This is a genomic window from Shewanella sp. TC10, assembly GCF_009663145.1.
GTDB lineage: Bacteria > Pseudomonadota > Gammaproteobacteria > Enterobacterales > Shewanellaceae > Shewanella.
Genome location: NZ_VKHR01000002.1, coordinates 83322 through 95477 on the forward strand (window position 1 = coordinate 83322; position 12156 = coordinate 95477).

Annotated in this window: 11 protein-coding genes; 2 read left to right on the top strand and 9 right to left on the bottom strand. The window is 39.6% G+C overall.

What is annotated here, in order from left to right; translation table 11 throughout:
• Positions 1–275 precede the first annotated feature (275 nt).
• The 6 genes from FNZ24_RS01040 to FNZ24_RS01065 all read right to left on the bottom strand — a co-directional run bounded on the left by FNZ24_RS01040 (position 276) and on the right by FNZ24_RS01065 (position 7522).
• The gene (locus FNZ24_RS01040) at positions 276–1859 is read right to left on the bottom strand and encodes an FG-GAP repeat domain-containing protein (RefSeq protein WP_153912570.1); all 1584 of its coding nucleotides are present in this window, start codon (positions 1857–1859) and stop codon (positions 276–278) included.
• A 270-nt stretch (positions 1860–2129) separates the two neighbouring features.
• Positions 2130–2681 carry a hypothetical protein gene (locus FNZ24_RS01045; RefSeq protein ID WP_153912571.1) on the bottom strand — a complete coding sequence of 184 codons (552 nt, stop codon included), beginning with the start codon at positions 2679–2681 and terminating at the stop codon, positions 2130–2132.
• Positions 2666–4465 (bottom strand): hypothetical protein, encoded by a 1800-nt coding sequence (locus tag FNZ24_RS01050; protein WP_153912572.1) that lies wholly within the window; start codon positions 4463–4465, stop codon positions 2666–2668. The genes FNZ24_RS01045 and FNZ24_RS01050 overlap by 16 nt, the downstream gene beginning before the upstream one ends.
• A gap of 286 nt (positions 4466–4751) precedes the next feature.
• Positions 4752–5552 (bottom strand): EcsC family protein, encoded by an 801-nt coding sequence (locus FNZ24_RS01055; protein ID WP_153912573.1) that lies wholly within the window; start codon positions 5550–5552, stop codon positions 4752–4754.
• A 63-nt stretch (positions 5553–5615) separates the two neighbouring features.
• Entirely contained in the window at positions 5616–6107 is a 492-nt protein-coding gene (locus FNZ24_RS01060; protein WP_153912574.1) for a peptidylprolyl isomerase, read from the bottom strand.
• Positions 6108–6211: 104 nt separating this feature from the next.
• Positions 6212–7522 carry a M20 metallopeptidase family protein gene (locus tag FNZ24_RS01065; protein ID WP_153912629.1) on the bottom strand — a complete coding sequence of 437 codons (1311 nt, stop codon included), beginning with the start codon at positions 7520–7522 and terminating at the stop codon, positions 6212–6214.
• 265 nt (positions 7523–7787) lie between these two features.
• On the opposite strand from FNZ24_RS01065, the gene FNZ24_RS01070 reads away from it, so the two are divergent.
• Entirely contained in the window at positions 7788–8267 is a 480-nt protein-coding gene (locus FNZ24_RS01070) for a cold shock domain-containing protein (RefSeq protein ID WP_153912630.1), read from the top strand.
• Positions 8268–8269: 2 nt separating this feature from the next.
• The gene (locus FNZ24_RS01075; RefSeq protein ID WP_153912575.1) at positions 8270–8800 is read left to right on the top strand and encodes a GNAT family N-acetyltransferase; all 531 of its coding nucleotides are present in this window, start codon (positions 8270–8272) and stop codon (positions 8798–8800) included.
• Positions 8801–8882: 82 nt separating this feature from the next.
• On the opposite strand, the gene FNZ24_RS01080 is transcribed toward FNZ24_RS01075, so the two are convergent.
• The 3 genes from FNZ24_RS01080 to FNZ24_RS01090 form a co-directional block, all read right to left on the bottom strand.
• Positions 8883–9677: a hypothetical protein gene (locus FNZ24_RS01080; RefSeq protein ID WP_153912576.1), complete on the bottom strand. Its 795-nt coding sequence runs from the start codon at positions 9675–9677 to the stop codon at positions 8883–8885.
• Between the two features lie 94 nt (positions 9678–9771).
• On the bottom strand, positions 9772–11274 hold the full coding sequence (locus tag FNZ24_RS01085) for an arylsulfatase (protein ID WP_153912577.1): 1503 nt from the start codon (positions 11272–11274) through the stop codon (positions 9772–9774).
• Between the two features lie 91 nt (positions 11275–11365).
• A complete protein-coding gene (locus FNZ24_RS01090; protein ID WP_153912578.1) occupies positions 11366–11755 on the bottom strand; it encodes a DUF4345 domain-containing protein in 390 nt (129 codons plus the stop codon).
• Positions 11756–12156 lie beyond the last annotated feature (401 nt).

The window sequence follows — 12156 nt, forward strand, 5'->3', positions numbered from 1 at the left end:
TGCCTATCTCCTGATGATGAACTTTAATCATGCATATAACTTACATGTTTAAGGTCAGTTTACGCTCATCACCAAAAAGCTAAACCGCTTTTTACGATCTTTATCTGATAATTAGAAGCAGATCACTTTCAGCAAATGCTAATGTAATAAGGTTTTTTAATAAAATGATGCTTATTCATAAGCTTAAATAATAACCACTTTATTAAAATGGTTAATCACAAAATGCCACAAAAAAGCCAACCCTAAGGTTGGCTTAAAAGATTAACACCACGCAGCTAATTAGCGATTAATACACTAAAACGACGTTGTAGGCTTTCAGGATCTTGTCTACCAAACTTAAGCAATAAATCATCTTTGCCATCTGTATTAATGTCTATTGCTGACAGCATTGCGCCTTCTACTGGAATTGTCATTTGCCAATCCTCTGCGCGCTTTTTAAAAGGCACAGTACCCGCTTGACCGTAATATATATTCAGCTCTTCATTATCATCGGATAACAGTAACTCTTTAAAACCGTCGCCATTTATGTCGGCTAAAGCCACCACAGGCTCGCCACTTTGACCAGATGTTAAACTAAAGCTGAGTTCCACTTCTTTGCTCACATTAGCTTTGTCAGCAAATACACTGGCGTCATTCATTTTAAAAACATGCACGTCTTGATCAATACTGCCAGAAAGTAACGCACTGACAATTTGAGTCACTCCAATATCAAATCCAGCCACAATCACTTCATCGACATTATCATTATCAAGATCTTCAAAGCGCAGCCCAGTTAAGGTGCCATCTGCTTTAATGATGGTGTTGGCTTCACGGGGAAAAGCTAATTTACCATTGTTGTTAATACCTAAGTAAATTTCATAATCATTCACTCTATCGAGTACCCCTGAACTTTTGGTGTACCTCACCACAAGGTCGCTAATGTCATCGCCATTCACATCGCCAATGCGCTCTACTTTTCGATACAACAAATCACTTTGATCTAAGTTTTCGCCATAGGCATCACGCTTGTTCCACCAGTCCACGCCACTTATCGGCTGGCTCACTGAAATAAACTCAGCAATCGACGAAAACTGACCATCTTCAAGCTGATGGTAAACTTCTAATGATCCCTCACCTACTTTGATAATATCGTCGCGGTTATCAAAGTTCATATCACTATGATAAAGCTTGGCATGGCTGTATTCTGCGCCGTTATTTTTAAGCTCTACGACAGGCAATAATGGTAACGATTGCTGAATGAATTCCCCATCAGCACTGCCTAAAAGCACCGTTGTTTCTCTAAAGTCACTGATCAAAATATCTGCAATATCATCATTGTTTATATCGACGACAAAATTGCCTCGAGAAATAAAGTCAGCTTGAGTCGTCACTGAAATAGACTGAATGTCGGCCACTTTCTTTAGCATCCCTACTTGGTTAGGCATACTTTCAGATTGTACTTGCTGCTCACTGTCTTTGGAGGCTGAGTACTGCAGTAAAGAGTCAGCAGTGACAAAAAATAATTGCTGGGTTGCAGAGGTATTGGTTGATTCTAATTCGTTAATATCAAAACTATAAATATCTTTAGATAGCGATAATTTATCGAGTAGGACTAATTTTTCATTATCAAAGCCGTAAATAGCTAACCAACGATCATGGTTATCGTCAACGCCAACGGCAATTAACTCATGACCTTGTTGCTCAAGAATATTGGCACTGACAATCCCTTGAGTCAGCTCAAAATCAGCATCAATATGATGTGTGGTGAATTGCGGAGTAAATGAGGTTTCTGCAGCGCTGGCCTGAAAATTAACGGCCAATAAAAGCCCTGTGCAACTTGCTAAAAAAGTATTCAAACTGGCTCGATTAAATAAATTCATCCTGAAATCGTATCCTTAGATTCTTATATTAGGTCAACATTATTGATTGCTTATGTAGTTAAGATAACGGGAATTGATGAAAGTTCACACGATATAATTGTTACGATTTAAGTATGTACAACTCTATATAAGAATATAAGTAGAATACCTTCCTTGTTAGCTAATCAATATTGTTGAAATTTATAGGCTAACTAAGGGTAAAAACTAGGATATGAGCTTGAACATCTAATACGAGTCATGTTCTATCTGCTCATCAGAAGGATTTAATGGCTAATTGAATGAATTTATTCCAGGTAAAAATGCTTCTTTATTTACAGATATGTTCCAATTCAATTTACGAATAAAGGCAGTCTCGCTCACGATTTGGATTCTTTCAGCAAACAAACGACGACTTAAAGGATTAAAGCGTAGCTCTTTAGCTTTAAAATTTCCCTGTTCCATTATGGCACTGACATTTTGTAATATCAGTTCACCTTGAAACCAATAGGCTTTTTCAAAGAAATACTCTTGATTCGCGATGAAAAGACTACCTTTCAAATAGTGATTAATTTTAGCCATTTCTGACTTTTGAAAAAGAAATAACCCCAAGTTTGCAGTCAGATCAACCGTCCTCAATTGTTTTTCGGCTTGTAAAATATAAAACACAGCCGCACCTGTTTCAGTCGATACAAATTGACGTATTGAGATATTGTCAGCTTCAATACCAACTTGATTAATACCTCGAATACTAGCATCTACAGATTGGCTAAAAGTGAGTGATACTAGAAATAAAACCTGCGCAAGATTGCGCAGGTTTATGTTTGAGATTATAACTCTCTGCAATCGATAACCTCATCCGAACGCATACAACTCATCAATACATCATCAATGGTTGATGTTGGCGATTCTTCAAAATCAGCATCGTTATAGGCAGAGTAACCTTTAATGTAAAGCTCGTAACTTTGACCGTTATCATCTTGTCCCCAAGTTAACCAAGTTAGTTTGCCGTAATTAAGACTGCCATCAGAATTTAGTACATCATCCGTACCACAGATTGCGTCATCTGCTACTTTTGATAATACCTCTGACCATTGATCCCCTGTCGCACAATCTTGATATGCGTTAATGGTGAAATCATTACGATCAATTCCCGTCTCTAAACTATAAAAAGCCTGTAAATTAACGGTGTAAGTTAAATCACCATCAATAACAACTAAAGGATCTGCTGAACCATCTGCTGCTGATAAATGCGTATTCAGATCCTGCAAGTACACCTCCAGCTCTTCAACTTCTTCTGGTGCTAACCCCATTGACGCGAGATCAAGCATTAAACCAATTTCGGCTGCGTCAGTTAACGCTTTTTTAGCTAATGCTAAATATTGTGGCTCTGCTCGTAAGCGTCCAACAGTCTCATCATTAAGAAAATCATTAGAGCTAATATTAATTAGACTATATTCTGTATCCATATCCATTTGGATATATTCAATATTAAATTCAAAGTCTTGATAAGATGTTTTAATCAGATCTATTTTAGCTTGATGTTGTTGAGGTATAACGTATTCATCAGAACCGTATTGATATGCTGATAAAGTACTTAGCTTACTCGCTAGCACTAAGGCTGCAGCACGTATACTGTGTGCATCATTGTAAGTAATATTTGCACTACCACTCTTGTCATACATTGCGACATAATTCTCATCAGCAAAACTAGCCGCTAATTTGTCACTCGCTTCAACCAACCTCTCTGCCATGCTATAGAATAAAGCCGCAATATCATCAGTCGTCCCTTGCTGCTCTTCAATAAAGTTAGCTTGAGCCGAATTGATAACCGAGTCGATTACTTTAGGTAGCATCTCAGTGTATTTAAATTCTGTTTGTTCTATGTCTAAACGTTCTGCAACAATAGGCTCATTAACAACTTCAGCAATAGCGATAAGCGCAGTTAAGGTCTCAATATCCGCATTATTGCTATCATCGCCTTTCTCTAAAATAGCGTGATATTCAGCTAATTTAGATTGATAGTTAGCCTTTTCAATTTCAGGTAAAATAGCTCGCACATCATCAACAATAGTCTGTACTGCAGCGCTATGGTAGCCCTTTGATTGACCTACATTATTATCTAAATGCTCTTTTGCATCATCCAGAGATACAGCCACTAAGCCCGTTGACTCTTCTAACTGCTCAATAAATTCATCGTCATCCAAAGACAATAAATTATCTGGTAATACACCGCCATCAAACCCCGTCACATCGATGCCGTTATCAGGATCACCGTTCACATTTACAGTTTGCAGTAATGATGCGATTTTAACGCCTTTTTCTGATGTTTCTGCAATATCATATGGAGTCACTATGCTATCAGCTTCAGTTAATTGGCTCGTTGTCCCTATATCGAAGCCACCTAACTTGAAATTACATGAAGAGTTTTCGATAAATGTAAACTCACCATTGGCATCAGTTAGGCCACTATCATCACCACAACGAAACTCTAGTCCTGCAACTTCACTATCAATGAATGTGGCAGTAATAAATTTCGGTTCTTCTACTTTATTATCGTCATCACTGCCACAGGCTGATAATAATGTCATCGCTGATATCACTGAAAGGGCTGTTATTGTTTTTTTCATTTCAAGCTCGCTGTTAGTTTAATTTATTCAAAAGAATTTCAAATAAACTAAAACCTTATAGCAATGAAATAACAAAGTGAACTCAAAACAGTACCATGTAACCAATTGATTCATTTGAATAAACATCAAACAAAATACATAAAAATGTAATAAAATATAAGAAATAATTAATCGAATAATATGACTTAAGCACAATAAAAATGCTAAGGGTGGTAATCGTTTCTGTGGGAATTAAAACTGAATATGTGAAATAAAAAGACAATTAGGAGCAGAAAAAGTTTACTAACTATAGGCTCAACGACAACTCTGTATAAGCTTCTCTAACAGCTACAGCAGTGTACTTTCGTTCCAGCCGTCTGACGATAAAATGTCCTCTTGCCATGTCTTGAAAGTGATCGATAAATAAGGTGTTAATGATCGCGCCACCCGCCGCGCCGATCGCAGGTACAGCTTGAGCTGCCATCTTTTGGGTAACTTGCACACCAAAACGCTCGGCAATCACTGCTACAAGCTTCACCATTGCTGGGCCAGCTTCTTTACTGATCCCCTTTGCTGCTACATATTCAGCCGCTTCAGCAATAGAATTAGCAATTACGGTTCGCACCGCAAAGTAGCCTTTTTCCGCTTGGTCGTCAGCTGAAGATTCACCGCCTAGCGCAAATACCTCCAAACACGCTAATTGGGTTTGTAGATCATTGATCTGTTCACCTTCACTGCGTGCAACATCCGCAATAGAACGCAGCATTATTGTGGTTGAAATGGGTAACTCAATAGCCAATGCCGACAAGCCAAAAAAACCACCAACACCACCAACACCACCACTGACCGCGACACCCAATTTATGCCAGCGATCAGATGACTGCTCTTTAGGGTCATCTTTCATGGTAAATAAAGCAGCATCAGAAGCTTTCATTAATGCCGCTTGTGTCACTTTACCAATGCCTTCATTCAGTGATTTTGGCAACATAGCAAAACCTTTCTCGATTGGCGTGCCAATAAAGTCAGTGATTTTTGCAGCAAGCCCTGGGTTTTCAAGTAATCGCTTAGCTTGGGTCAGTTGCAATATATCCGTTTCAGATAGACTCAAATTAACTCCCAATGGACTCAAATGCAGGGTAACTGAGTGCAAAACTAAGCACCCAGCAGCCTCTTAGCTAATGGTAACTTTTTCAATCACGATAGCCTCTTTTGGCACATCATCATGGCCAGCTATCGTTGCAGTTTTCACTTTTTCAATTTCTTTAACGACTTCAATACCTGCAACCACTTTGCCAAATACCGCATAACCCCAACCATTGTTGGTGGTCGCAGTGTGATCTAAAAAGGTATTGTCACCGACGTTAATAAAAAACTGCCCAGTGGCCGAATGAGGTGCATCAGTTCTCGCCATGGCAATGGTACCTAATACATTACTTAAGCCACGGTTGGCTTCATTAACAATCGGATCCCTTGTCGGTTTTTCTTTCATTTTGGCAGTAAAGCCGCCACCTTGGATCATAAAACCTTTGATCACTCGATGGAAAATCGTGTGCTCATAAAAGCCCTCTTCGCAATACTGTAAAAAGTTCTTTGAACTGACAGGCGCTTTTTCCATATCAAGTTCAATGCAAATATCGCCAACATTAGTGCTAAAGGTAATCATATTTTTTATCTATATCCAAAGTAATGGCAGAAAAGGTTAATCCTGCTTATAGCCAGTATTATAGCGTTATTTGTCCAGCCAAGGCATGCTTGGCTCAGCAACAACTATTGTTTTTGATTAAACAAATCGATTGCTGTGCGAGTCATCGCTCTCACACCCGTTTTAATCGTTAATGGATAATCTGGGGCAAACAAGCTTGAGTGTAAAGACGGCAGTGCTTCACCTGAATCAAGGCTTGCTTGATATGCTGCAGGCTCAACAGCGCCTAGCCAAAATAAAGTAATTGGCACATTTTGCTCGGTACGGCCATATAAACCAAAGTCTTCACCCGCCATCACTGGTGGTGCAATCACTACATTTTGTTTACCTAACTCAGTTTCAATACTGGCTTGCACTTTGGCTGCAAGCTGTGGCTCATTATAAGTCGATGGAATGGTTTCATCGTCATGCACATAAACCTCTGGCATTAACTCGTCAGGTAAACCTGCGCTTATCGCAATGCCTTTAGTGATACGTTTAATGGCTGCAATTTGTTGTTCACGCACCTCAGGATTATAAGAACGTAACGTTAACTGCAGCTTTACTTCATTGGAAATAATATTGTGTTTTGAGCCGCCATGAATGGAGCCCACTGTGACAACATTAGGTTCAAGCGGAGATACCTCACGACTCGGAATGGTTTGCAGTGCTAACACCGTTCTTGCTGCCAACACCACAGGATCAATGGTTAAATGCGGGTAAGCACCATGGCCACTTTTGCCTTTAATGCTAATATCCACCGAATCAACATTAGCTAAAGCGTAACCGCTGACCACACCCACTTTACCAGCAGGAATACCTGCACTCACATGTAAACCAATCACGCTATCAGGTGTTGGGAACTTGCTAAACAAGCCTTGTTTAAGCATGGCTTTAGCGCCACCGCCAACTTCTTCTGCAGGTTGTGCCACCATCATCAAGGTGCCCTTCCAATCAGATTTATGTTTCATCAATTGCTCTGCAGCGCCAATAAAGCTGGTCATATGGATATCATGGCCACAGCCATGCATTATCCCGACGGTATTATTATGCTCATCCACTGTCGTCACTTTCGATGCGTATGACTTTCCGGTTTGCTCGATAATCGGCAGGCCATCGATATCGGCGCGGATCATCACTACAGGGCCTGTGCCATTTTTATATATGCCCACCACACCATAGCCACCAAAATTGTCAGTAACCTCAAAACCAAGATTCTTTAACTCTTTTGCCATTCGAGCACTGGTATTTTTCTCTTGATACGACAATTCAGGGTATTGATGTAAGTGAGTATAAAGCGCCTCAAGTTTGGGCATTGACTTCATCACTGATGAATCAAGATTTTCAGCTTGGGCAGAGACACTAATAAGCGAGCTCGAACCCATCATAGTCGCCATGACAAGTGAAATGGATAACGCTTTCGGTATTACAGCAAAACCTGCTGATAATTTCATAATATCTTCCTTGTTTACTAGGGTCTGTTGCTCTTTGCTGGTTAAGGTATCACTTAAAAAACAATATGCAGTCAAAGGGTAAGCACCTGAGTAATAATATTTATTAAGCTGTGTTAATAACCTAGCATAGTAGCTGGCAATTGTGGCTGGCAATTTTATAATGTGTGCTAAAACTTGCACTCGCTCAAAAAGGAAAACATTGGTGAAAATGGAAACAGGTCGATTAGTTCGCTGGAATGGCAATAAAGGTTTTGGGTTTATAGAACCTGATGATGGTGGCAAAGACGTGTTTATTCATATCTCAACCCTTAAACATATGGCAAGAAAGCCCATTGTTGGCGATCAAATTGACTTTACCCAAGAGCAGCAAGCTGACGGCAAAGTAAAAGCCATCAATGCGAATATTGCAGGTGTGGATATTAAGGTTAAGCCAAATAATCCCAACCGAACTAATGACAACCGAAAATCGTCACAACATAGGCCAGCTAAACGTAAAGGCCCGATAAAAATGCAAAAGGCCACCACGGCTTCAGGTACCATGAGTCGGATCATTATTATTTTGATTGTACTCGCCATCGGTCGATTTGCTTATCAAGCTTACTATGACATCACTAATGCATCTGGGGCTGGTGAATCTGGAGCAGATACATCTGTAGCAGATACAAAAGTCCAAGAGCCAAGGAAATAAAAGTGACAATAATCATCGAAACAGAGCGCCTGATTATTCGCGAGTTTAACCTTAATGATGCAAAAGCAGTTTTACACTTTAATACCGAAGAAGTGAATCGCTATACTGGTGATGCAGGCATGTGTAATAGCATCGATGATGCGAAAAACATTATTCAGAACATCTGGTTAGCAGAATATCAGAAATATGGTTTTGCTCGTTGGGCTGTAACATTAAAAGCAACCAAACAAGTTATAGGCTTTTGTGGGTTTAAATATGATTTACGTATTAATGCAGTAGATATAGGCTATCGCTTACACCAAGATTTTTGGGGAAAAGGAATTGCGACAGAGGCCAATAAAGCTTGTCTGGATTATGCCAAACAACATATGGATTTAGATATTATTTACGGCGAAGTCGTCAACCTTAACCTTGGCTCAGTGAATATCATTGAAAAATTGGGTATGAGCTTTATCAGAGAATATCAAGAGGATGGTTTTACTCTTTTACGCTATGCGCTTTCTCTAAAAGGTAATCCATTACCAACTGAGTAATGTTAAAAACGAAAAGAGCTCAGACATGGTTAAGTCGAGCTCTTATGGATACGTGATTAAGCATGACTGCTATTTAGTCTCGCTAAAAGTACGCAGCCCAACCTATGAGAAAACCTTGTGAAGCAGTATCGTAAGCAAAATTGTCTTCATTATCGTAATCAACCCATGTGGATTTATAGCCCATATTTAAATCAGACCAGCTGTTGATTTGATAACGAACACCAGTCAAAACCGACGAGGTGAAGTCAGTATCAGCACCTAAACCAACATCTGCACTAAAATAAAAAAGCCAATCCTTATTAATAGGATTCATCCATCGAACACCAATGACATAGTCAATCCAGTCATCTTCTAAGTTAATCTCACTGAAAATGGCATTATTGTCTTTGCGGTATAACTGCATATCAATATCGTTATCCCACCAGCGCAGTCCAAACGTATAATCTAGAGTGTTATCACCATAAACATAACGCTTAAACCCCTTGGCTTCTAATACGCCTTGACGGATATCGATATCACCTTTCAGCACTATATTATTGGTGTTATCTAAAATGTTATTGGTTTCACCATTAAGCTTCATGAAACTATAATCAATGTAATAACCCCATTGGTTTTCATGAACACCTTCAAAATGCACCATGGCAGTCATTTCAAGGGTATCCATAATAAACTGCGGATCAACATCAACCTCAAGGTTCTGATCGTTGACCGTGGTGTCACCACGGATATTTAGCGCTAAACCATAAATTTCTACACTGTGCTTCCATGATGCTTCTGTTGTCGAAAAATCATCATCTGCTAACACGTTTAATGAGATAAACCCAATAGCGGTAGACAACAAACTACCGCAAACAACTAGCCACTTTCTAAGCTTCATAAAACCTTCCTTGTTAACATGTAGACCTATATAAGCCTGAAAGTATGCATATATAGGCCTTTAAAGCAGACATTAAAAACGATAGCGACAACTTCTAATTACCTACGCCACCATTATTGACAGAGCCAGTATCCGCAGTCATTGGTGGCCACTTTTTAAACGTCTCTAGATGTTTTTGCACCGCAGCTTGCGCTGGACCAAATGCCCACATTTTTTGTCCCATCCACTTGAGGTACATGCCAGATTCTTCAGCTGCTCGCTCATAAGGATCACGTCGAAGGTTAAATAACAGCGGTGCATTCAGCTCTTCTTTGGCCCCTGACCATCCATTATTTTGCACCACAAAATGGGCCTTCCAATCGCCCACTCTCACAGCCTGCAAGCGGTCACGTTCGTAATAAAAAATCTCTTTACGCTGTGACGGTTCATCTTTGGTCAGCATATCCAGTTGATTGTAACCATCTAAATGGGCTTTAAAGCCTTTATAACCCGTCAACATTTTCTGCTTTAGATCGCTAGGTCCACCAGCTGCGGCCACCAAAGTCGGTAAAAAATCCATACCATCAAACATGCCATTTTTAACTTGCCCCGGTTTAATCTTTTTAGGCCAGCTAATTAACATTGGCGCTCTAACTCCGCCTTCCCAAGTGGTACCCTTCTCACCATGAAACGGCGTCATACCGCCATCAGGCCATGTCATAATTTCAGGACCATTATCAGCAGTAAATACAATGATGGTGTTATCAGCAATGCCTAGCTCTTCCATTTTAGCCAGCATTTCACCCACGTGATCATCTAAATCTTTCATGACGACTTCTTGTAATCCCCAACCATTTTTGCCAAGCATTTTTTCGTACTTAGGCGATAAATGAGTCCAAACATGACCTCGAGATGGGCAATACCAAGTAAAAAAAGGCTTATCTGCTTTCACAGCCCTTTCGATAAAGTCGATGGCGTGCTTATTTACTTCATCATCAAGTGTGCGCATTCGCTCAATCGATAACGGTCCATCATCTTTAATAGACTGCTTACCTTTCCCTGTTGATTTAGCATAGATGACGTTTCGTGGAGCAAATGATTGAAAAGCGGGATCAGTTGGCCAATCAGGATCTTCAGTGTATTCCATAGCATTCAAGTGATACAACCAGCCCCAATACTCATCAAAGCCATGCATCGTGGGTAAGAACTCATCGCGATCACCTAAGTGATTTTTACCAAATTGTCCTGTCATATAGCCCATTGACTTTAATATCTCTGGCAGTGTCGGGGTATTTTTATTCAGCCCTACAGGCCCGCCAGGTAAGCCCACTGTATGCATTCCCGTTCTCACCGGAAGCTGGCCTGTCATAAAAGCAGAACGTCCAGCAGTACAAGATGGCTGAGCATAATAGTCAGTCATTAAAATGCCTTTTTCAGCAATACTGTCGATATTAGGTGTATCACTACTCATCACGCCATTGTGATAGGCGCTTAAGTTTGAGATACCAATATCATCAGTAAAAATGACAAATATATTTGGCTTATCCGTTGCCGCGAATACACTGCTACTTACCAAAGTGAATAGCGTTAATATTCCCCATGAAACAATCCTTTTCATATAGTCACCTTTTAATGTAAACATCAATTCGATTATTAATACTTCAAGCTATGATTTATAAGCAAATAGCTCACTAGACTTACGATATAACTTAAACGTCTTCTAACACTGTTTTTCTTATCATTTGAATACCCACTACACCAAAGCCAATTTCCAGCAGTAGATACACAACCAACAACCAATGGGGCATACCATCAATAAGTAAACTCAAACTGCGGCCAGCTGCTAAGCCAAGCATAAACACGACCAAACTGTATAAAGCTGCAAGCCTAATCGATGCATTAAAAGCACCTGCCACCCAAAAAATCACCAAGGCTAAATAAAGCCCCATTACCGCGCGAAAAATATGAGTTACATTGAGAGGATCAGCATTGATATCGAATAAGAATGACAGCGAGGTAGATGGAGAAAAACCATAAGATAGTGCTATAGGAAGGAGCCCAATAGCCGCCACGATTAAAAAAATCTGTTGTGCTTTCATATTTAATTAATTCCCTGAATTTTACTGTTCTTGTCCTTGAACTCATCTAATAGATGACACATTCATTTTTTATAGCGACCACAAATTTAAAACTCGGCTGCCTTAAAGCTCTGCTATGTAGCTTCAGACATATTTAAAGACCATACAGTCTTAAGACAATGTAATTTTTGAGGTTATATATTCAGTCTAGGCAAGATCTTCTTTTATTCAAATTGAGTCGCGACATTTACAAAAATTAAATGAATTGCCCTTTCTATCCACGAGTGAACATTTTAATAAGTGAAACCAACATTCATGACAGACAAAAACGCAAATCTTCCAGTGCTCGGCAATTTTTACCCGCTAAAAATGTAAGAAAGTTAAACTAACTTTGTGAAATTTATGATAAACCGTGCTAGCAG

What these genes read in the sequence shown, in the direction of transcription:
- FNZ24_RS01040 (WP_153912570.1), bottom strand. Translation starts at nt 1,859, where the DNA reads ATGAATTTATTTAATCGAGCCAGTTTGAATACTTTTTTAGCAAGTTGC.
- FNZ24_RS01050 (WP_153912572.1), bottom strand. Translation starts at nt 4,465, where the DNA reads ATGAAAAAAACAATAACAGCCCTTTCAGTGATATCAGCGATGACATTA.
- FNZ24_RS01060 (WP_153912574.1), bottom strand. Translation starts at nt 6,107, where the DNA reads ATGATTACCTTTAGCACTAATGTTGGCGATATTTGCATTGAACTTGAT.
- FNZ24_RS01065 (WP_153912629.1), bottom strand. Translation starts at nt 7,522, where the DNA reads ATGGCGACTATGATGGGTTCGAGCTCGCTTATTAGTGTCTCTGCCCAA.
- FNZ24_RS01070 (WP_153912630.1), top strand. Translation starts at nt 7,788, where the DNA reads ATGGAAACAGGTCGATTAGTTCGCTGGAATGGCAATAAAGGTTTTGGG.
- FNZ24_RS01080 (WP_153912576.1), bottom strand. Translation starts at nt 9,677, where the DNA reads ATGAAGCTTAGAAAGTGGCTAGTTGTTTGCGGTAGTTTGTTGTCTACC.
- FNZ24_RS01085 (WP_153912577.1), bottom strand. Translation starts at nt 11,274, where the DNA reads ATGAAAAGGATTGTTTCATGGGGAATATTAACGCTATTCACTTTGGTA.
- FNZ24_RS01090 (WP_153912578.1), bottom strand. Translation starts at nt 11,755, where the DNA reads ATGAAAGCACAACAGATTTTTTTAATCGTGGCGGCTATTGGGCTCCTT.